The sequence below is a fragment of the Fluviicola taffensis DSM 16823 genome (genome assembly GCF_943372375.1).
In the GTDB taxonomy this organism is placed as follows: domain Bacteria; phylum Bacteroidota; class Bacteroidia; order Flavobacteriales_D; family Crocinitomicaceae; genus Fluviicola; species Fluviicola taffensis_A.
On sequence record NZ_CALRYJ010000001.1, the window covers coordinates 468100 to 489442 of the forward strand.

The window sequence follows — 21343 nt, forward strand, 5'->3', positions numbered from 1 at the left end:
AATGGAACAAAAATGGGATGGTAAAACCAAAGGCTCACTTTGGGGATATAAATTTTTTATCTACTCAATTCGATTTCTAGGAGTTCGGTTTGCCTACTTTTTTTGCATTGGTGTTTCAGGTTACTTTCTGCTTTTTTCACGAAAACCGAGAAAAGCATTGGTTTCCTTTTACCAAAAAGGATTCCATTACACCAAGTGGCAAGCAATCAGAGCAACTGCTAAAAACCTGTATTTGTTCGGACAAACACTTATTGATCGAATCGCCTTAAAAACACCTCGAAAAAGAATCTTCACCTTTCGTTTCAACAACGAAGAAGCCTTGATCAAAATGAACGAAGCCGGGAAGGGCGGATTCCTTTTTTCAGCTCACGTAGGGAACTGGGAAAATGCCGGAAACTTGCTTGGGGAAAGAATCACGCTGAAAATCAATATCTTGATGCTAGATGCCGAAGTTCAAAAAATCAAAGCTTATTTGGAAGACGCAGCCGGAAAATCACAATATCAGCTGATTCCGATTAAGGATGATCTATCACATCTTATCTTGATACATCAAGCATTGAAACGCAACGAATTGATCGCCTTGCATGCAGACAGGACAACACCCGGTCAGAAGAACTTCAGACTTCCATTTTTAAACGGTTACGCCGAATTTCCGGCAGGACCATTTATTATGGCACATAAATTCAAAGTTCCGCTTACCTTTGTATATGCTGTCAAATCAGGAAGTACACACTATGAATTAAGTGCTACGGATCCTCTTGTAGAGTTCGAATCTCCTGAAAAAATAGCACAACTTTATGCGGAACACCTGGAAAAGCAGGTCAAAGCAAGTCCAACTCAATGGTTTAACTTTTTTGAATACTATGTTGATTAACAAAGAAAATATTACTTCAATCATTCCTCAAAGAGCTCCATTCGTCATGATTGATTCTTTGTTGGATGCGAATGAAACCGGGTTCAATACCAACTTTGAGATCCTATCAGATAACTTGTTCCTTGAAAATGGCATTTTGTCCGAATCATCATTAATTGAAAATATCGCTCAAACCTGCGCTGCAGGATTTGGTTACTTGAATAGCCTGATAGAAGGCGGCGAACCGAAATTGGGATTTATTGGGGCTGTGACTCAGGTTCAAGTTGAAAACAGTGCCAAATTGAATGACCTGATCGAAACATCCGTTCAAATTTTGAGCACTTTTGATACCATTCATTTAGTTGAAGGAATCGCAAAATCAAATGGACAGGTGCTTTTGACCTGTCAAATGAAAATCGTTTTGGCATGAAAATCCTGAAATCATCCATTCTTGTACCTGTCCGTTTCAGCGAAACGGATGCAATGGGTGTGGTTTGGCATGGAAACTATTTGAAATTCTTTGAAGACGCCCGTGAACAATTCGGGAGAGATTTCGGGATCGAATACCTGGACGTACATGCTCAAGGCTACTTCATTCCCATCGTAAAATCAGAAGTTTCGCACAAGGCATCCATCTTTTATGGGGAAGGAGCATTGATAAACATTATCCTGGAACAACACGATTCCGCTAAGATCGTATTTCGTTATGAAGTGATCAATAGTGCAACAAACCAAGTTGCAGCTACGGGAATGACCATGCAGGTATTCATGTTCACTTCCGACCGTACGCTGGAATTAATCAAACCTGAATTCTATCGCATTTGGGAAGAGAGTCAAAATTGGATTGATGCATAAACCGGTTTACATATCGCCGCTTTCATTGGTAACACCACTTGGAAACACGCTCGAACAGCATATCGATGGGTTTAATAAGGGAGTTTCCGGAATTAAACTCTTTGAAAATGCAGGTTTTCAGGATACGACCATCCCTTTAGCCAAAAGAGAGGAAATCACTTCCAATCGCTATGATACGCTTTTAAGAGACGCACTTGAAAAGGCAAAAGAAAAATTCCCTGCTTCCGGAAAAACAGCCGTTATTATAAGCTCCACGAAAGGAAATATGGATCTGCTTCCCGGTGACACCTTTGCAGGAACGCAAGCAATCATTCATGAATTTTTCCCGAGAACAGACCTGTTTATTATTTCAAACGCATGTGTTTCGGGAGTCATTGCAATAAACACAGCGGCAGATTATTTGCTCGCAAAAAAATACGATCACGTCCTTGTCATCGGAATAGATGCTGTTTCCAAATTTGTTTCCTACGGTTTTCAAAGTTTATTTGCTTTAAGTAACGAGACTTGCAAGCCATTTGACAAATCCAGAAATGGAACCGTGTTAGGTGAAGGTTGCGGAATAGTTTTGGTTACCAGCGAAAAACCGGCTGATTTTGCTGTTTTGTACAAAGGTGGCTCATCATCCAATGATGCCAATCACATTTCAGGTCCGTCCAGAACAGGAGAAGGTTTGGTTCGATCCATTGAAAAAACGCTGAAGCGAAGTGGCTTGACCGCCAAAAACATCGATTTTATTTCTGCCCACGGAACAGCAACTGTTTTCAACGATGAAATGGAAAGCATTGCATTCGGCAGAACGAATCTGGATCAGGTGCCATTAAACAGCATGAAAGGCTATTTCGGTCATACTTTGGGTGCTGCAGGCGTCCTGGAAACCATCATGAGCATCGTTTCAATGGAAAAGAATGTTCTTTTTCCAAATCTCGGATTTAAGGAGTCCGGAACTTCCGTTCCCTTAAATATCATTCAACGCATCGAATCAAAGGAATTGAACACGGTTTTAAAAACTGCTTCCGGATTTGGAGGAGGAAATGCAAGTTTAATCTTACAAAAACAGCCGTGAAGATCCTAGCACATAGTTACGTTTGTCCAAAAGGAATCCACCTAAATGGAAATCGGGTTTTCAATACCGTTGAAGCCGAAAACCCACTCAAATCAGCCTACCAGCAATTAGGAGTGGAATATCCGAAGTTCTACAAAATGGATGTGCTTTCAAAAATGGCATTCATAGGAACAGAACTGTTGCTTCCATTTTTCCCGAAAGAAGTTGACCTGGAAAACGACCTGCAACTCATTTTCGCAAATAACTCTGCAAGTCAATACACAGACAACCTGTTCCTGGACAGCTACGAGCAGTTGAACAATCCAAGCCCTTCTCTATTTGTATATACACTTCCAAACATTGTTACGGGCGAATTATGCATTCGTCACAAATGGTACGGAGAAAATTGCTTTTTCGTGGAAGAGGCATTCAATCCGGCTCATTTTTCAGAATGGGCCCAAATCGGATTAAATAAAGGAAATAATGTCTGTTTATGCGCCTGGGTGGAAGCGAAAACGAATGGCGAACAAGAATGTTTCCTATTTTTGCTAACTGATTCAGAACATGCTGACAATTCAATCGAACTTGAACTCTCAACACTAATTAAACAATACAGAAATGAGTGACTTAAAAGAAAACCTAAAGGCTCAGATTATTGAGCAATTGAACCTGGAAGACCTAACTCCTGCAGATATCCAAGATGACGCTCCTTTATTCGGAGATCAAGGTCTTGGATTGGATTCAATCGATGCATTGGAATTCATCGTTCTATTGGATTCTAACTATGGAATCAAAATTACAGATCCGAGTGAAGGAAAAGAGATCTTTCAATCGGTGAATACCTTGGCAGCTTACATTTCTAAACATCAATAAATGCGCATTTACGTTACTGGAACTGGTGTCATTTCTTCTATCGGTGAAAATGTAGAAGAAACATTGCTTGCCTTGCGCTCTGAAAAAACAGGGATCAAGCAGGGTGAAAAAATCCATACAGAACGTTTTAAAGTAGGTGAAATCCGCTGGACAAATAACGAATTGATTCAACGATTCGGGCTTTCCCAAGATGCATCCAGAACTGCCTTACTCGGTATGATTGCCGCAAAGGAAGCATTTCAAGGGCATACATTGAATCCGGAAATAAGAACCGGATTGATTTCAGGAACTTCGGTTGGTGGAATGGATATAAGTGAAATCGCTTACAAAGATTTTTTGGCAGGTGAAACTGACGATTTAAGTCTTTACAAGAATCATCCCAGCGGAACAACCAGCGAACAGATTGCGAAAGAGTTGGGAATTGACGGATATGTAAATACCATTTCCACTGCCTGTTCGTCTGCAGCAAATTCCATCATGCTTGGAGCAAGAATGCTTCTGAGCGGACAATTTGATCGCGTGGTCGTTGGTGGAACAGACGGACTTTCCCAATTTACCATTTCAGGATTCCGTTCCCTAATGATCTTCGATGATGAATGGTGCAGGCCATTTGATGAAACAAGAAAAGGATTGAATCTCGGTGAAGGTGCAGGTTTCCTTGTTCTGGAAACGGAAGAAACGATGAAAAAATCCGAAAAGAAGCCTTTGGCAATCCTTTCCGGTTGGAGTAATGCTTCAGATGCTTATCATCAGACGGCTTCTTCCCCCGAAGGATTAGGTGCAACACTTTCCATGAAAGGTGCTTTAGAGATCGCCGGCTTGAATCCCGGTGATATCGATTACATCAATGCACATGGAACAGCAACGCCAAATAACGATTTGTCCGAATCTCACGGGATCAAAACCGTTTTTGGTTCTTCCGTACCGCCGTTTAGCTCCACAAAAGCTTATACCGGACATACCCTGGCAGCTTCAGGAGGAATAGAAGCAGTTTTTGGGATTCTTGCTTTAAACAACGGAGCTTTGCTCCCAAATCTGAATTTCAAGCAGGCAATTGAAGAAACGGGCTTGGTTCCGGTAAAGGAATATTCTGAAGGAAACACGATTAAACATATTTTATCCAACTCGTTTGGATTCGGAGGAAACAATTCAACCATCATCTTAAGCAAGGTTTAATATGTATTTCATTCAACACATAGAATCAATTACACATCAGGATTCATTTCAGAAAGAAAACATCTGGAACGAACTGAAGCCTTTAACTGCCGACAGCGAACTGATCTCTCCGGATTATAAGAACTATATTCCGGTTGCGGCTCTCAGACGCCTGAGCACCATCTTACGAATGGGAATCACTGCATCGAAAGCTTGTCAGGAAAAAGTTTCCAATGAATTTGATTCGATTTCAGTAGGAACTGCATTGGGTTGTTTAACTGACACGGAGAAATTCCTGGTTACGATCAATTCCGTTAGCGGTGATATTCTTTCTCCCACAGCTTTTATCCAGAGTACACACAATACGATTTCCGGTCAAATTTCCTTGGATCTGAAAAATCATGCTTACAACATGACGCATACCCAAAATGCGCTTTCCTTTGAAGTGGCTTTGAAAGACGGTCTTTTGTGCATGGATGAAGGCAAAAAATCGGTTTTGGTTGGAGCCGCAGATGAAGCAATTCCATTTTTAGAACGGCTGCGCGGTAATTTGATAGAAACCACTCACCCATTTACCTCCGGAGCCACTTTTATGGTGTTGTCCAATGAAAAAGGAAATGGGATTGCACATATTCAAGCCTGTGAGGTTTCCTTCTCTTCAGAAGAAACGGAAACCCAAGTTGTCCGATTTTTAAGCTCAAATAATTACACGTACCAGGACATTGATCTGATTCTTGAAGGAGGTTCCCTTTTTGGATCCAAGGCAAAAAAACACTTGTCTTTCCCTGATTATTCCGGATATTACCAAAGCTCATCCGCTTTCGCCCTTCACATGGCCAATGATTTTTTTATTGAAAATAAGGAAGCGCTCACCATTCTGATTATAAACAACCTGGAATCAAATAAATTGGGCTTAACGCTCATCCGCAGAAATGAAGTGGAAGCATAGATTAAATATTTTAGTTGCGCTCAGTACGCTCCTGATTGTATTTTTGGTTTTTTGGAACAGTCCTTATTTATGGCTATGGGTGGCTTATGTCATTTCCAATTTTTTATTGATCCTGGTCTTCGGAATCGTATTTCTCCGGTTCCAATACTTCTACCCGACCATCTTTCGAAATGTTGGAAAGGAAGCGATACTGACATTTGATGACGGTCCGGATCCCGTTGTAACTCCGCGCATCCTGGATGTTCTAAGAAAACACGGAATTCATGCCATCTTCTTTGTAATTGGTCGTAAAGTACAGGAACATCCTGAGATTCTTCAACGCATTATCGATGAAGGTCACACAATAGGAAATCATACACAGAGCCACTCCCTTTTCTTTGCGATGCTGAACACCGAAAAAGTGGGGATGGAAATTGATTCCTTTTCAGAAACTCTTAAACCCTTTTTGCCGGAAAAACCTACCATTTTCAGACCTCCGATCGGCTATACCAATCCAAAAATTGCACGCGCTCTCAGAAGAAGAAGAATGAAGATCATTGCCTGGAGTGTGCGGTCATACGATTCATTCAAAAACAAGGAAGCTTTATTGGATCGTCTGCTGAAATATACCAGACCCAGCAGTATTGTTCTATTGCATGATAATTTGGCTCAGACGGCTGATATATTGGAAGACTACATTCTTCAGTCAAAAGCAAATGGTATTATCTTTGCAAACCAAGAACATCTGAAAAAATTCATTCATGAAATTAATAAGTAGTTTCCTTCTTTTACTGGTTGTTTCGACCAAGATTTACGGGCAAGAATATACCAAACTTGCCGATTCGAAAGCGTGCAAAGCAGCTTTGGAAAAACAGCACAAGGAAACGAAATCCATTCAGGCAGATTTTACAGAAACCGCTACCTCTTCCCTATTGACGAATGCCCAAAAAGGGACCGGAAAAATGTGGTATAAGAAGGAAAATAAGATTCGTTGGGAAAAAACCAAACCGGAAAGTCAGGTTATCCTGATCAATGGCAAAACAGTGAAACTTCAGGAAAAAGGGAAAGAAATAAGCAGCGCCTCTTCCAAAATAGTCGTGAAAAAGATCCAAAGTTTAATGGTACAAATGATGACCGGGGAATTTCTGAACGAAAAAGAGTTCAAGATCAGCTACCTGGAGAACAAATCCAATTACAAACTGATTCTCACTCCAAAAAGCGATAAAATGAAGCGCTATGTTTCAGAAATCAATCTGATCTTTGGCAAAAAGGAATTAACAATCAAGGAACTAACGATGTTGACAGATAGTGACAACAAATTAGTTTACAACTTTTCCAACATGGAAGTTAACGGGACCATTAACGATACTAAATTCACCACATTCTGATGATATTAAAAGACACTTTCTATAAGCTAAATTCCTTGAAATTCGAGGATAATGTGTTGGAAGCAGCCATTTCCATTGATGCGAAACACCCCATTTATGAAGGACATTTCCCCGGAAATCCGGTAACACCGGGAGTGGTGCAATTGGAATTGGTGAAAGAGATTCTGGGAACGCATTTCAATAAGACGATTCAGCTAAAAACATTGGCAACTAGTAAATTTCTGGCTGTTTTAAATCCGGTTACTACTCCTGAAGCAACGTTCAAAATGACTGTTGCAGAGCAGGAAGACCAAAGTTTGAAAGTTGCCGGACAATTGAGTAATTCGGAAGGGATTTGCTTGAAATTCAGCGGGATTTATGAATAAAAACTATGTCGGGAGTGAAAAATTTTTCACCCCGACATGATTTATATTTTAGGTTCTTTGCGGAATATCTTCAACAAGCCAAAACTCACCAAAAAAGAAGCGGCAAAGGCAATGGTTGCAAAAATACATGCTCCGATCACATACTGAAACGCATTTTTTTGAATTGCTTCCAAACTCAGATCTGCCAGTTGAGCAGTATTTGTCTCACCGGTCATGAATAACTGTCCACACAAAAAGCTTCCATAAATAATAAATGGGATCATTGGAGGAATAGAGATGTTTGCGGCGGCAATAAACAGCACCTTATTCATCCGGAATAGAACAGACAATGGAATTCCGATCAACAACTGAAATCCCCAAAGTGGCACTATTCCCATAAAAAACCCGAATCCGATAGAAAGTGCTTTCTTGAAATTGGATTCTTCCGGTTTGATCGCCTCATGCTTAATGATGTTCCAAGTCTGAATGGAAAAAAACTTCCGGGGATAATACCAGATAAGGGCCGTCAAGACCAAAACGGTATTCAGAATGCTGATCCGCGTAAAATCTCTTGCCGGGCGAAAATGTGAAACCCGTTCTGAAGGGTCATATTTCACCTGGATGGGAACGGCAGCAAAGGGAACGAAACGCCAGGCCAATTTCACTATCACCTCAATCTCCAATTCGAATTTATTGGTAAACAACCAGATTTTCTTCATCGGTTCCAAAGGATAAATTCGAAAACCCGTTTGAGTATCCGGTAAGGTAATCCAGGTTTCAACCTTGAACCAAAAATTGGAGAATTTGTTTCCAAAAGAACTTTTCTGTGGCACCCCTTCCTGATTCATGTTCCTGGAACCCATAATCACTGCTCCCGGATGAAGAATTGCTTGCTCCACCAGCAATGAAATATCACTTGGATAATGTTGCCCGTCAGAATCAATAGTCAAGGCATTTGAATACCCTTTTTCCTGAGCAAACCTGAATGCTTTTCGAAGGGAATACCCTTTTCCTTTATTCACCTCATTTACCAGAATAGTTACTTCCTTTTCAAACGATCTTAGAATTTCCGGGGTAGAATCAGTGGAACCGTCATTTACAATAATAACGCAAGCGGAAGGAGCATATTCCAATACCTCCCGAATAACACGTTCCAGTGTTCGCTCGTTGTTGTAGGTGGGAATGATTACACAACTATTGATGCTCGTTACTGATGCCAGACTTGATTCCATGGAGTACAAAACTAATCATAACTTTTCAAGAATTCATTGCCGAAATCAGTTGATTGGCATTTCAAAAGAGAACAAAAAAGTAGTTTAGAAACAAAACCTTGTTAAATTTGTACAGGCAAAAAGTTAAACACTTTTACTTAGATCCCAATTAACTATGGCACAGAATATCTTAGTTATACATTATTCTCAATCCGGACAACTTACAGAGATCGTTGAAAATTTCTGTAAACCATTCGTTGACAGCACGATAGAATGGGTGAAAGTTGAACCTAGCACCCCATTTCCATTTCCTTGGACAAGTGCCGTGTTTTTTGATGCAATGCCTGAAACAGTTCTCGAAAAACCGATTCCGATCAAACCGCTTCCATTCAAACGGGAGCAATACGACCTGATCATCTTCGGTTATCAGCCTTGGTTCCTCTCTCCATCCCTTCCGGCATCAGCTATTTTGCAAGATGAGACATTCCGCAAAATCATGAAGGATACAAACGTAGTATCGATTATTGGTTGCAGAAACATGTGGATAAATTCCCAGGAAGCCGTTAAAAAACAAATTGCTTCGGCTGGAGGGAAACTCATCGGAAATGTTCCTTTAATCGACAAAGTGAGCAACTTGGTGAGTGTTGTCACCATTTTACATTGGATGTTGACTGGGAAAAAAACCAAGAAATGGGGAATCTTCCCAAAACCGGGTGTTTCGGATGAAGACATTGAGAACGTGAGCCAATTCGGCGCTCTGTTAAAAGAAAAACTGGAAAACGATCAGGCAGCGCAGTTTCAAGAAGAACTGGTTGCAAGAGGTGGCGTGAACATACCGATATCAATCCTGTTCATAGAATCACGAGCAAAAATGCTCTTTATGATCTGGGCAAAATTGATCACCAAAAAAACCGAAAACGGAGGGAACCGCAAATTTTGGGTCAATTTCTTTAAATATTATTTGATTTTCGCTTTATTTATTGTTTCACCAATTGTTTTAACGATATATCATATCTTTGTACGCCCCTTTACAGGACGACATATTAAACGCGAATTAGCATATTACAGAAGCACTCAATTGAGATAAGAATGAGCTTGAAGGAAGTATACATAACACGTACGGCATCTTTTTTACCTAATAATCCTGTTTCAAATGATGAAATGGAAGATTATTTGGGATTAATTAACGACCGTGCTTCTAAATCGAGAAGAATCGTTTTACGTAATAACGGAATCAAAAACCGCTATTATGCAATTCGTAAAGACGGAACTGCGACCCATACAAATGCTGAAATGGTTTCATTGGCCATTCGCAAATTATTTGAGAACAGACCGCAAGAAATTAAGGAAGTTGATCTCATTAGCTGCGGTACTTCATCCCCGGACCAAATGATGCCATCCCATGGTGTAATGGTTCATGGTTGGTTGCCGGAATCCGGAAACATTGAAGTGGTTTCTCCTTCAGGAGTTTGCTGCTCCGGAATGCATGCTATGAAATATGCGTTCATGTCAATCAAATCAGGAATGAGCAAAAAAGCCATTTCCACCGGTTCAGAGCGCTTGTCACGTGTGCTCAGTTCGGATAAATTTGAATTGGAGATCCAAAAACTGACTGAACTGGAACAAAATCCCTATTTATCTTTTGATAAGGATTTCCTGCGCTGGATGTTATCCGATGGTGCAGCTGTTTTCATGCTGGAAGATCAGAAAAGTTCGGAAGGTCTTTCATTGCGCATTGATTGGATGGAAGGAATTTCCTTTGCCAATGAGATTGAAGCATGCATGTACATGGCTTCTGAAAAAATGGAAGACGGGACATTGAAAAGCTACATGGATTATGATCCTCAGGAAATGATTGAAAAATCCATTTTGAGTATCAAACAGGATGTGAAGTTATTGGACGAACACATCGTGAAGCTCGGATTCAATAAATTGAAGACCAAAATTTTGGAAGAGAACTTAACTGCTGACGATGTGACCTGGTTTTTACCGCACATGTCAAGTTATTTCTTTGAAGACAAGATATACACGCATTTGGCTGAAAACGGAATGGAAATTCCAAAAGAACGTTGGTTCTCCAATCTGGCTACTCACGGAAATGTAGGAGCAGGTTCCATCTATTTAATGGTTGACGAACTTTTCAACAGCGGGAAACTGAAAGCCGGTGATACTATTTTACTTGCCGTTCCTGAAAGTTCCCGATTCTCTTACGTATTTGCTTACTTAACTGTCTGCTAAATGAAAAAGTCTGAAGTTCCACAAGATAAAAGTGCCCTTGAAAATTTTACAAGGGAAGTTTGTTATGTGAAGAACGAAGACGGGCAGTACGATACCGAACTGAGCACAGGCTGGGAAGCTAAAAAAGTTGCTCTGGATGAAGCCTGGAAAGAAATTGAACGCAGAACTTCCGAAGCAAGGGAACAAATCAAAAAAGGCGAAGCAAGTCCGATCCTTTATTTCATGGAAGAAAAGTTGATGGATTTCACCGTACTTTCAGGTTATACAGGTATTTGGAAATTTCGCATCAAAAGACATTTGAAACCGAATGCATTTAAAAAACTGAGCGAAAACGTCCTGAGACGGTACGCTGATGCTTTCGAAATTTCCGTTAACGAACTCAAAAATTTTAAAGCTTAGTGTCAGAATTTATTCATCACCAAACAGCCCATTGTGAAAATGGGGTTACTGTGAGCTTATTAAAGGATCATGGGGTGGACTTCATTACTGAGCCTTTGGCTTTCGGAATGGGTTCAGGTTTATTTTACATACATATCCCGTTCATGAAAGTGAATAATGGTCCGGCTATTTCATTTCGAACAATGCCCGGAGCCATCTTTAAACGTACATGTAAAGCGCTGGATGTAAAAGTAGAACGCAAGAAATTCAAAGACCCAAAAGAAGCAACCCGATTTCTTGATTCCAAGCTTGAACAAGGAATGAAGGTCGGATGTCAGGTAGGGGTTTTTCATTTGCCCTATTTCCCTAAAGAATACCGTTTTCACTTCAATGCACATAACCTCATTGTTTTTGGTAAGGAAGGTGATCGCTACCTGGTAAGTGATCCGGTGATGGAAATCACGACATCATTAAGTACGGAAGAACTGGAACGCGTGCGTTTTGCAAAAGGTGCATTAGCTCCAAAAGGTCATATTTACTATCCGGTAGAGGTTGGAGAAATTACTCCGGAACAAATCAGAAGCGCCATTGCGAAAGGAATTAAACGCAATTGCAGAGATATGCTGAAGATTCCGGGATCCATTGCCGGAGTGAAGGGAATTGTCTATACATCCAAGAAAATTCGCGGCTGGAGAGACAAACATGGTCCACGACAAGCAGGTCTTCATTTAGGTCAGATTGTTCGTATGCAGGAGGAAATCGGCACCGGTGGTGGTGGATTTCGGTTCCTATATGCTGCATTCCTGGAAGAAGCTGCGGTGATCATGCAAAATGAGCAATTGGCTCGTATCTCTGAAACGATGACTAAAGCAGGTGATTTGTGGAGAGATAGCGCTTTACAAATGTCAGGAATTTATAAAGGTCGCATAACCGAACAAAAAGACTTTGATGCTTGTGCAGATCTGTTAATTGAGATTAGTGCAGTAGAAAAACAAGCCTTTCAAGAGCTGGCGAAAATTAAATTCTAAACACGATGCAGGAGACTCTTTTGCGTGTTTCGAAGGTTTACAAATCCTATGGTAAAAGTACCATTCCTAGTCTGGACGGCGTAGATTTTACGGTTGCCAGAGGAGAAATCGTAGGTATTTTCGGTCCGAACGGTGCAGGAAAAACCACACTGATTTCAATCCTTTGTAATATTTTGGATCCAACCCTCGGTTCGGTAGTCTATTATTCAGACGGTGAAAAAAGTCCAAGAGAAATAAGAAGCAAACTGGGTTTTGTTCCCCAAGATTTTTCATTCTTCCCTGAGCTTACAGCAAAACAAAATTTATCCTATTTCGGAAATCTATATAATCTTAAAAAAGAGGAATTAGCGCAAAGAATTGATGAATTATTACAGAAAGTAGGACTTTTTCATGTAAAAAATCAAAAAGTATCCACTTTTTCAGGAGGAATGAAACGACGTCTAAACCTCATCATTTCATTATTGCATAGTCCTTCCATCTTGTTTTTAGATGAACCTACCGTTGGAGTTGATGTTCAAAGCAAAATTGCTATCATGACTTTACTTCAGGAACTGAATCAACAAGGGACAACGATTATTTATACTTCGCATCATTTGAAGGAAGCCGAAGAATTTTGCAATCAGATTATTCTAATCGATCACGGAAAAATAATCGCAAACGATACGTTAACAAATTTGCTTAACAGGCATGCAGTAGGTAACCTGGAGGATTTAATTCTTAAAATGACCGGAACACTTTTACGCGACTGATGAAAAAACTAAGGGCATCCATATTGAAAGAAGTACTTTTAGTACTCCACGACAAAGTGGGATTGCTATTGATGTATCTCATGCCTTTGTTATTGGTTTTCATCATTACCATCGTACAAAACAGCGCGTTTCAAATAGTAAATGAAAACAAGCTGACTGTTCTGATTTCCAATCACGATAAAGGTTCCTTAGGTGATTCACTCGTCGAGGCATTGGCCAATTCAGGAAGTTTTGAAATCAAGAAAAAGGATCACCTTACCGAACCTTCTGTTAAACGAACAACTATTGATGAAGATGCGATGCTGGGAATCTATATCCCGGGCGATTTTAGTGAAAAACTGTCAAGCAACGCAGACAATATTTCCAAATTGATGCTCGAACAAATGGGTGTTATTGAAAAAGCGCCAAAGATCAAACCCAGAAAACAAGAGCTTTCTATTTACTTTGACCCCGTGGTTCAGGAAAGTTTCCGTATTTCGGTCATCAATGGAATTCAGTCTATCACTAACGGAATCGAAAATGAAGAAATGGTTTCCAAACTTTTTCTTGAAATGGGATATGATTCGATTCCAAAAAAAATCCGTCAGGCAATCACAAATCGCCAAACCAAATTGAAAATTGCGAATGCAAGTTTAAATGAGGCAGCAGAAATGATTCCCAATTCGAGTCAGCACAATGTTCCTGCATGGTCCATTTTCGCCATGTTCTTCATGGTTATCTCATTGGGTGGAAATATTGTAAAAGAGCGTCTATCGGGAAGTTTCTTGCGACTTCAGACGATTCCAAGAGGATTTGCTTTGACTTTGATCTCCAAATTCCTGGTTTACCTATTCGTTGCTTTATCACAACTCCTACTCCTATTCATGATGGGAATTTACATTTTCCCACATATCGGGTTGCCAAAATTAGCCATGCCCAATGCATTTCTTCCATTTTTGGTTGTCACATTACTTTCTGCCCTTTCCGCAATTTCGTATGCCGTCTTGGTTGGTACTTATGCTAAAACCCAGGAACAGGCAAATGGTTTTGGTGCAATTTCAATCATTATTTTTGCAGCAATTGGCGGTATCTGGGTTCCAAACTTTGTGATGCCGGACTACATGCAAGCCATTGGAAATATTTCTCCGCTTAAATGGTGTTTGGAGGGATATTATACGCTTTTCTTGAAAAATGGTGCGTGGAGTGAATTAATTGGTACTATAACTTTCTTATTTTTGTTCACAGGATTTTGTCAACTCTTGATATTCATAAAGTTGAGAATTCAAAATTATATTTAAAATATGACTACAAACAGAGAAGAATTAATTGTTGAGTTCAAAGAACATTTGATTAAATATTTGAATTTGTTGGACTTAACTCCTGAAGGGATTAAAAACGACGAGGTTTTATTTGGAGGGGACTTAGGGTTGGATTCCATTGATTCAGTAGAATTAATCGTACTACTTGATCGTGAGTATGGAATCAAAATCAAGAATCCGACGGAGGGTAGACAAATTTTGGTAGACGTAAATACAATCGTAGATTATATTATTGCGAATAGAACAAAATAAGATCTATGGCTGAAATTGTTGTAACAGGAATGGGTGCAATCAGTTCAATTGGATTGACAATTGCTGAAAACCATTATTCCCTGAAACACGAAATTTCGGGAATCCAAAAAGCCAAACATTTCAAATCCCACTATTCAGATTCATTGGTTTTCGGTGAAATCAATCGAAGTGATGACGAGTTATTGCAAGAACTAGGTCTTGAAAAAGGTCTCGGTTATACGCGTACCACCTTGATTGCCATCAAAGCATTCCGTGAAGCAATAAAGGATGCCCAGCTCAGTCCGGAAGATTTATCCTCCGAACGAACTGCTTTCATCAGCTCCAGTACAGTTGGTGGAATGTGCTATACCGATGATTTGTATCACGATGCCAATCTGCAAGGTTCGCCATCTGAGTTCGTTAAAAACTACGAGGGTTCGGATCACGCGCTTCAAATTGTTTCCCTATATGGCATGAAAGGAATCACAGACGTTGTGAATACAGCATGTTCCTCATCAGCCAATGCTATTGCACTGGGAGCTCGTTTATTGGAAACGGGGAAGGTGGATCGTGTCATCGCCGGTGGAAGTGATTGCCTTGCCAAGTTTACCGTAAACGGATTCAATTCGCTTCGCATCTTAAGTGAAGAACCTTGTAAACCGTTTGATACCAATCGGGAAGGATTAAGCTTGGGAGAAGCTGCTGCCTATGTTGTTTTGGAACGAAAAGCAGATGTTCCCCCATCAAAAAAAATGCAAGCTGTCTTTTCCGGTTTTGGGATTTGCAATGATGCATTTCACCCGTCTGCCACTTCTGATGATGCCAGAGGACCAAGAATGGCAATGGAGCTGGCATTGAAACGTGCGAATCTGAAACCCGAAGATATCCAGTGTATCAATGCACATGGAACCGGAACCCCGAATAATGATCTGACTGAGTCCTTTGCTTTTTCCAAATTGTTTGTGGAAGTTCCTCCTTTTAGCTCTACAAAATCCTACGTAGGACATACACTTGCAGCGGCGGGCGCACTGGAAGCGATTTACAGTATACTATCCATTCAAAATCAGGAAGTATACCCCAGTTTACGCATTGAAGAGCCGATTTCAGATTTTCCATTCAAACCGACATTGAAATACACACCTGATGTTGAAATTAAACATGTCCTCTCCAATTCATTTGGTTTCGGAGGAAACTGTACATCTTTAATCTTTTCAGCATGTATATAACCGATTTATACGCGATTTCCCCACAAAAAACACATGACTTGTCCTTCGAAAACGGAGATTGGCAGGTATTCAATGAATTTATATACAGGGCGATCGAACCTTCTTATCAGGATATCATTCCAAATGCTCAGTTGAGACGGATGGGAAAAGCTGTCCGAATGGGAATTGGCGTCTCGCTACCTCTTTTGGGTCGGAATTCAAAACCAGATGGAATTATCTTCGGAACTGCCAATGGTGGGTTGGAAGATTGCATCAAGTTCCTGAACCAGATTGTGGAATATAATGAAGGTACTTTAACACCGACTAATTTCGTACAGAGCACTCCAAATGCATTAGCCGGACAAGTTGCACTTCTTTCAGAGAATATGGGATACAACATGACTCATGTGAATGGCTCATTGGCATTTGAGTCCGCTTTGTTGGATGCCTCACTTTTCTTCGATGAACACGGTCCCACTGAAAAAAGCATCTTACTTGGAGCAGTGGAAGAGATCTCGGACTACAATTACAACATCGATCGCTTAGGAGAGCGCTTCAAGCAAGAATTGGTTTCTAATGAAAACTTACTTGATTCCAAAACAACCGGTTCGTATTGTGGCGAAGGATCGACCCAATTTTTCCTAAGTAACAAACCGGAAAATAGCCTGGCAAGGTTCAGTGGATTCAAACAATCCTCTCATCTGACCGAAGACGAGATTCAAGAGTTTGTATCCGGCTTTCTTACAGAGCAAAACTTGAGCATCTCTGATGTGGATTGCCTGCTACTTGGAAAAAACGGAGATGTCTCAACAGATTTCTGGTATCAGCGGGTGGAGCAATTGTTTGGTAGCAAACCAACCGTTTATTTTAAAAAGTCTGTTGGTGAATACCGCACGGTGAGCGCGTTTGCAAGTTATCTGGCAGTTCAACTGCTCAATGGCAAGGCACACCATCTAATAGAAAATGGTGCAACGGTAGAACCGCGCACCATCCTCATTTACAATCATTTTGACGCCATCCGTCACAGTTTGATTCTTATCCGGAAATAGTCCTTCACCTATTATAACCTGCCTGTCTGCCGACAGGGAGTAGAAGAGCGCAAAGACTATCCAAAACCTTCGCGTTCTCAGCATCCTTTACGATGAAAAAATAAAGTGCTACTTTTTAAGGATTGTAATCGTTTTTCTTCCTTTTATAGGCATCGTGCGGAACACAATATCCCAAATCGGTGTAGATACTCCAAATGCCTTATCGTGTTGCTGGTAATGATGGATATTGTGATGTCTCCACCAAAAATTGAAACGCGCTGGAGCCGGTTTACTGTGAACCATCCAATGGATGCTGATGTACACCAGGTAACCCATTAAGAACCCAGGACCGAAAGTAAATGCTTCCGCTCCCATGAGAAGGTAAAAAACACCTAAAAGAATGCTTGCAATCGCCAATCCGGGAACCGGAGGAAGAATAATCCGATCATCATCACTGGGATACTGATGATGGATTCCGTGGAACAAATACTGCATTCCGGTATCGTAAGAAGCATCCTTCAACTTGTGATAAACAAAACGATGTAGGATGTATTCACCAAAAGTCCACGTAAAAAACCCAAGAAAGAACAACGAAATTAGTTTGATTGTAGTTCCTTGAAAATGATACACATAAACCCAGAGTAAGAAAGCCGATAAAGCACTATATAGTGCAGCTATGATCCAAAGTTTTGTTTTGGTTAGAACCTCCAGAAGAGGTGATTTGAATAGTTTAGGCGATTTTGCATCTGGATAAACACGGAATTCATAGTTTTCATTACTAGATGTTGATTCCATAGAAAAGAAATTAGTGAGTATTACTTTTTGATCCCGATCGTTATCGGGGCGTAATGTCAATTTTGGCACTCAATTAACAACTTGAGACAAAGTTAAACAACTTTGCAAGCAAATAGTTCTAAAACATAACTAAATTTAAATCTTTTAGTTAAAAAAATCTAATTTTTACTTGTTTACTTTTTGGAGGATTTGCAGGAGCTCAGAATAGGTGGAAGTCTGTAGAACAAGGTCAACCTCAATCCCGTCATTTTTGATAGATTGAGCAGTTGTAGCGCCCCAAGCCACAACAATTGATTCCTTTGAAATTGCGTTCAACGAAACGAAGCTTTTATAATTGGAGGGGCTTGTAAACACCAAGACAGAGAATACCTCTCCAAGTACAATCGGATGGTCGATTGTTTTATAAACCAACAATGAAATCCTTTGTGATTCCGGGATGGCTGATTCGATGGATTTATTGGATTTGGATGACTGTGGAAAAAGTGCGATGCGATTTCCGAGCCAAGTCTTAAAGTGCGATGCGATTTCAGCAGGCTTACCCGCGTTTTCCCCAAAAAAGGAGACGGGATAGCCGTTCAATTCGATGTGATTTTTAGTTTCAATTCCAATACAGGCTATTTGCTGATGTGACCCCAAGGTAAAACTTTCGGAGACAAAGAAATCAAAGGATCGTGGGGATGAAAAGAAAACGACATCCCACTTGTTCGGGACTTTAAAAGGAATCTGTTGAAAGGAAATAAACGATTTTCGAACTAATCGAATCTGATTTTCATTACAAAAATCCAGAATTGGAAGAGATGAATCAGTATCTGAACTAAGAAATATACTCTTGATCTTCATCCTCTTCAGCCAATAAAGCTTCCAGTACTACATCAACCATATCCAAATCATGCGGTCCTTCAAATTCGAACCATTGAGCGCCTTGCTCCCAATCGTGAGCAAATGAAACCAATAATCGTCCTTCTTCCGGACAATAGGCTCCTAATGGAAGTTGACAGCCGCCTTGCAGACGATTCAAAACCGTTCTTTCCAAAGCAATTTGGGATTGGATGTCCTCATGATTCATGGCTTGCATAAAATCATACAACTCCTTATCATTTTCCCTTATTTGCAATGCCAAAACACCTTGAGCCGGAGCCGGAATGAATTGTTCCGGATCCAGAACGACTTCATGCATTCCTTGCAGATCAAGTTTCAAACGGTCCAAGCCGGCTTTTGCCAGCAGAATTGCATCATATCCTCCATCCACTAACTTTTGAAGTCGTGTTGGGACATTTCCACGTAAGTCCTTGATCTGAACATCCGGTCGGTATGCTACCACTTGCGACTTTCTTCGTGCGGAAGAAGTACCTACGACAGCATCCTTCTTCAAGCTCCAAAATCCTTCGGGATCGAATGCTCCCGGATGGATCAACAATACGTCTGCAGGATTTTCCCTTTCGGAAACTGCTGCTATGATTAATCCCTGAGGAGGATTTGTTTCCAGATCTTTATGGGAATGTACGGCTAGATCAATAGTATCTTCAAGTAAGGCTTGTTCGATTTCCTTCGTGAAAAAGCCCTTGCCTTCCAATTTATCAAAACTCAGATGCTGGATTTCATCTCCTTGTGTTTTGATAATGGTAATGGTGACTTCCGCTCCAAGCGCTTCCAGTTGGTTTTTTACATGATTGGCTTGCCAAAGCGCCAAATCACTTCCGCGCGAACCGATACGAATCTTTCTCATGAAGTAAAATTAAGATTTAAACATGATTTCCTTTGCCATAATCATTGGCATGCTCATGTATTTTTTCTCCATGTAACCAACCACTTTTTCCAAGATCTCCATCGAAGAAGGATCCAGCTGATCCAATTCATTCTTGAAAATCTCATTGAACGCAGTTGCACGAATATCTTTGACCATTTGTGGAACAGGTCTCATGGCAACTTCTATTGCACGCATTTTAGCGATATTCCGGAATTCATTATTTGCCTCTTCCAAAATTTGCTCTACATGAATGACTTCTTGTGAGCGCTCTTCCAAATGGCTATCCGAAATTCGTTGAAGAACTTCGATTGAAATATTCCTTGTAGGATTAGTGGCGTGAACTTCAGCAGAAATATCACTTGGCAATGCCAAATCAACTGTAATCTTCGGACTTGATTCACCATTCAGCAGGTTTGCGTACAACTTTTCATCTACGATCACCTCTTCAGAACCAGTACAAGAAACCAGGATGTCAAAACCCTCCGTATAATTTGCCAATTCGCTTAAAGGAAGAGCTAAGCCACCCAATTCTTCAGCCAAAATAGCTGCTTTTTCAACGGTTCTATTAAAAATCACAAAATTGTTCATTCCGTGTTTCTTCAAAAAACGAAGCATTGCAGTATTCGTAACACCTGCGCCAATTGCCAGTACACGTGCATCTCTCGGAGCATCCATACCAACCAATCGCTGATAGGCAATGGAAACTACTGAAACCGGTTTTTGAGATATTTTTGTCTCGGTATAAACACGTTTTGCGGTTTCAATGGTATGTCTGAACAAAATGCGTAGCGTATCTCCGGAAAGTCCCAAATCACGTGATTGCTCATACGCCTGACGAACCTGTGTAATGATCTCACGTTCTCCAATAACCAATGAATCAATAGAAGATGCCACTCTTAAAGCGTGATTTACCGATTCCATTTTTCCATAGACCAAAGCTTTCGAAGCAAAAAAGTTTACTTTTTCCTCTTCAAAATCCGGATAAAGCGCAGAAAAGAAGTCGAATAAAAACTCAGGAGAAACAATTTCATTGGTCACTAAAAAGTATTCTACCCGGTTACAAGTCGATAAGAACATGATCTCATCAATGTGCAAACGTTCCTTAACGGATTGAAAACGCGATTGAACAGAATCCTGTTCTATGTGCAAAACTCCAATTTTGGAGACTTCCAAATTTCGATGCGTAAATGCGATTGTATGCAGTTGCTTAATCACTGTGGTAACTTTCTAGCTTATATGCTGCAAAATTGGCAAACAAGATGCTTTGAATTGTCAGAAAACTGTCAGGTTGATTAATTTAGAATGGATATAAACAGTCTGAAAGGCAGAAGGATAAAGGGGAAACGGAAAATCACCTTCCATTTATATGACGAAAGTCATGTTTTTGAGCACCTTAAAACAGGAAAAACAAACCAAAATCAACCCGAAACAAACCATTCAGCCAAAAAATGACACAAAAATGAACCTTTAAAACTAGTTTGTTTTCTGTATCCCCAGATAAACCAGCAAACTGGGCACAACCACTGTAACAATGGTTACCAAAACGTTTATGTTAAATTTCTTTTGGTCCACCTTGGAATCTGTTGATCTTGATTCAAACTTGTAGGCGATGTTGGTTGAATCATAGTAAGCAACCAAATCCATATACTTTCCGATTTTCTTCTTCCCGTTTGTTTCCTTGAGGAAAAAAGGGATTGTTTTACGATCGGTAGTCCGGTATTTATAAATATATGACCGGTATCCCGTAGAATCGTAAATGTCAATATCATAAGGTTCTATTCCCAATTTACTGTTCACAGAATCCATACTCATTCCGGTTTTCAGCTGCATGACCTGTTCCACATGTGTGTATTTGGGTGCGGATACAATACAGGATTGAATAAAGAGTGATGGAATTAAAGCAATTGCCAGGATTTTGTTTATTCTTCTCATATCGCATCAAAAAGGATTGAAAGAAAAAGTACAACAATTGAAAGAGAACAGAACCCGACAAACAG

At 40.3% G+C, this 21343-nt stretch carries 26 protein-coding genes; 20 read left to right on the forward strand and 6 right to left on the reverse strand.

The window, feature by feature from the left end; translation table 11 throughout:
• The first annotated feature begins 1 nt into the window (after window position 1).
• The 11 genes from AAG807_RS01960 to AAG807_RS02010 are packed head-to-tail and all read left to right on the forward strand — an operon-like array spanning window position 2 to window position 7459.
• Complete coding sequence (locus AAG807_RS01960) at window positions 2–874, forward strand: lipid A biosynthesis acyltransferase (protein WP_341900302.1); 873 nt, start codon at window positions 2–4, stop codon at window positions 872–874.
• Window positions 864–1283, forward strand: a complete 420-nt coding sequence (locus tag AAG807_RS01965; RefSeq protein WP_341900303.1) for a hypothetical protein — start codon at window positions 864–866, stop codon at window positions 1281–1283. Before AAG807_RS01960 ends, AAG807_RS01965 begins: the two co-directional genes overlap by 11 nt.
• Window positions 1280–1708: a thioesterase family protein gene (locus AAG807_RS01970; protein ID WP_341900304.1), complete on the forward strand. Its 429-nt coding sequence runs from the start codon at window positions 1280–1282 to the stop codon at window positions 1706–1708. The genes AAG807_RS01965 and AAG807_RS01970 overlap by 4 nt, the downstream gene beginning before the upstream one ends.
• Window positions 1701–2771 carry a beta-ketoacyl synthase N-terminal-like domain-containing protein gene (locus AAG807_RS01975; RefSeq protein ID WP_341900306.1) on the forward strand — a complete coding sequence of 357 codons (1071 nt, stop codon included), beginning with the start codon at window positions 1701–1703 and terminating at the stop codon, window positions 2769–2771. Before AAG807_RS01970 ends, AAG807_RS01975 begins: the two co-directional genes overlap by 8 nt.
• Complete coding sequence (locus AAG807_RS01980) at window positions 2768–3376, forward strand: 3-oxoacyl-ACP synthase (protein ID WP_341900308.1); 609 nt, start codon at window positions 2768–2770, stop codon at window positions 3374–3376. The genes AAG807_RS01975 and AAG807_RS01980 overlap by 4 nt, the downstream gene beginning before the upstream one ends.
• Entirely contained in the window at window positions 3369–3623 is a 255-nt protein-coding gene (locus AAG807_RS01985; protein ID WP_341900310.1) for a phosphopantetheine-binding protein, read from the forward strand. The genes AAG807_RS01980 and AAG807_RS01985 overlap by 8 nt, the downstream gene beginning before the upstream one ends.
• Window positions 3624–4799 carry a beta-ketoacyl-[acyl-carrier-protein] synthase family protein gene (locus AAG807_RS01990; RefSeq protein ID WP_341900312.1) on the forward strand — a complete coding sequence of 392 codons (1176 nt, stop codon included), beginning with the start codon at window positions 3624–3626 and terminating at the stop codon, window positions 4797–4799.
• Window position 4800: 1 nt separating this feature from the next.
• Window positions 4801–5727, forward strand: a complete 927-nt coding sequence (locus tag AAG807_RS01995) for a beta-ketoacyl synthase chain length factor (RefSeq protein ID WP_341900314.1) — start codon at window positions 4801–4803, stop codon at window positions 5725–5727.
• Window positions 5711–6484 (forward strand): polysaccharide deacetylase family protein, encoded by a 774-nt coding sequence (locus AAG807_RS02000; RefSeq protein ID WP_341900315.1) that lies wholly within the window; start codon window positions 5711–5713, stop codon window positions 6482–6484. Before AAG807_RS01995 ends, AAG807_RS02000 begins: the two co-directional genes overlap by 17 nt.
• Window positions 6468–7094 carry an outer membrane lipoprotein carrier protein LolA gene (locus AAG807_RS02005; protein WP_341900317.1) on the forward strand — a complete coding sequence of 209 codons (627 nt, stop codon included), beginning with the start codon at window positions 6468–6470 and terminating at the stop codon, window positions 7092–7094. The genes AAG807_RS02000 and AAG807_RS02005 overlap by 17 nt, the downstream gene beginning before the upstream one ends.
• Window positions 7094–7459, forward strand: a complete 366-nt coding sequence (locus AAG807_RS02010) for a hypothetical protein (protein ID WP_341900318.1) — start codon at window positions 7094–7096, stop codon at window positions 7457–7459. The genes AAG807_RS02005 and AAG807_RS02010 overlap by 1 nt, the downstream gene beginning before the upstream one ends.
• 41 nt (window positions 7460–7500) lie before the next feature.
• Here the strand turns inward: AAG807_RS02010 and AAG807_RS02015 are convergent, their stop codons facing one another.
• Complete coding sequence (locus tag AAG807_RS02015; RefSeq protein ID WP_341900320.1) at window positions 7501–8670, reverse strand: DUF2062 domain-containing protein; 1170 nt, start codon at window positions 8668–8670, stop codon at window positions 7501–7503.
• A gap of 154 nt (window positions 8671–8824) precedes the next feature.
• Between AAG807_RS02015 and AAG807_RS02020 the strand changes: the two genes are divergently transcribed.
• Genes AAG807_RS02020 through AAG807_RS02060 form a run of 9 tightly spaced genes read left to right on the forward strand, consistent with a single transcriptional unit; the run spans window position 8825 to window position 16825 of the window.
• Window positions 8825–9736 (forward strand): hypothetical protein, encoded by a 912-nt coding sequence (locus AAG807_RS02020; protein WP_341900322.1) that lies wholly within the window; start codon window positions 8825–8827, stop codon window positions 9734–9736.
• Between the two features lie 2 nt (window positions 9737–9738).
• Complete coding sequence (locus AAG807_RS02025; protein WP_341900324.1) at window positions 9739–10887, forward strand: beta-ketoacyl-ACP synthase III; 1149 nt, start codon at window positions 9739–9741, stop codon at window positions 10885–10887.
• The gene (locus tag AAG807_RS02030) at window positions 10888–11286 is read left to right on the forward strand and encodes a hypothetical protein (RefSeq protein WP_341900326.1); all 399 of its coding nucleotides are present in this window, start codon (window positions 10888–10890) and stop codon (window positions 11284–11286) included.
• A complete protein-coding gene (locus AAG807_RS02035) occupies window positions 11286–12293 on the forward strand; it encodes a BtrH N-terminal domain-containing protein (protein ID WP_341900327.1) in 1008 nt (335 codons plus the stop codon). Before AAG807_RS02030 ends, AAG807_RS02035 begins: the two co-directional genes overlap by 1 nt.
• 5 nt (window positions 12294–12298) lie before the next feature.
• Entirely contained in the window at window positions 12299–13042 is a 744-nt protein-coding gene (locus AAG807_RS02040; protein ID WP_341900329.1) for an ABC transporter ATP-binding protein, read from the forward strand.
• Complete coding sequence (locus tag AAG807_RS02045) at window positions 13042–14319, forward strand: ABC transporter permease (RefSeq protein WP_341900331.1); 1278 nt, start codon at window positions 13042–13044, stop codon at window positions 14317–14319. Before AAG807_RS02040 ends, AAG807_RS02045 begins: the two co-directional genes overlap by 1 nt.
• A gap of 3 nt (window positions 14320–14322) precedes the next feature.
• The gene (locus AAG807_RS02050; protein ID WP_294859284.1) at window positions 14323–14592 is read left to right on the forward strand and encodes a phosphopantetheine-binding protein; all 270 of its coding nucleotides are present in this window, start codon (window positions 14323–14325) and stop codon (window positions 14590–14592) included.
• A gap of 5 nt (window positions 14593–14597) precedes the next feature.
• Window positions 14598–15797, forward strand: a complete 1200-nt coding sequence (locus AAG807_RS02055; protein WP_341900333.1) for a beta-ketoacyl-[acyl-carrier-protein] synthase family protein — start codon at window positions 14598–14600, stop codon at window positions 15795–15797.
• Window positions 15788–16825, forward strand: a complete 1038-nt coding sequence (locus AAG807_RS02060; protein WP_341900334.1) for a beta-ketoacyl synthase chain length factor — start codon at window positions 15788–15790, stop codon at window positions 16823–16825. The genes AAG807_RS02055 and AAG807_RS02060 overlap by 10 nt, the downstream gene beginning before the upstream one ends.
• 108 nt (window positions 16826–16933) lie before the next feature.
• On the opposite strand, the gene AAG807_RS02065 is transcribed toward AAG807_RS02060, so the two are convergent.
• The 5 genes from AAG807_RS02065 to AAG807_RS02085 all read right to left on the reverse strand — a co-directional run bounded on the left by AAG807_RS02065 (window position 16934) and on the right by AAG807_RS02085 (window position 21278).
• Entirely contained in the window at window positions 16934–17599 is a 666-nt protein-coding gene (locus AAG807_RS02065) for a sterol desaturase family protein (RefSeq protein ID WP_341900336.1), read from the reverse strand.
• Window positions 17600–17764: 165 nt separating this feature from the next.
• Window positions 17765–18439: a uroporphyrinogen-III synthase gene (locus AAG807_RS02070; protein WP_341900340.1), complete on the reverse strand. Its 675-nt coding sequence runs from the start codon at window positions 18437–18439 to the stop codon at window positions 17765–17767.
• Window positions 18414–19325 carry a hydroxymethylbilane synthase gene (hemC, locus tag AAG807_RS02075; protein ID WP_341900342.1) on the reverse strand — a complete coding sequence of 304 codons (912 nt, stop codon included), beginning with the start codon at window positions 19323–19325 and terminating at the stop codon, window positions 18414–18416. Before hemC ends, AAG807_RS02070 begins: the two co-directional genes overlap by 26 nt.
• A 9-nt stretch (window positions 19326–19334) precedes the next feature.
• Window positions 19335–20561: a glutamyl-tRNA reductase gene (gene hemA / locus AAG807_RS02080; RefSeq protein WP_341900344.1), complete on the reverse strand. Its 1227-nt coding sequence runs from the start codon at window positions 20559–20561 to the stop codon at window positions 19335–19337.
• 258 nt (window positions 20562–20819) lie between these two features.
• Window positions 20820–21278: a hypothetical protein gene (locus tag AAG807_RS02085; protein WP_341900346.1), complete on the reverse strand. Its 459-nt coding sequence runs from the start codon at window positions 21276–21278 to the stop codon at window positions 20820–20822.
• Window positions 21279–21343: the final 65 nt, after the last annotated feature.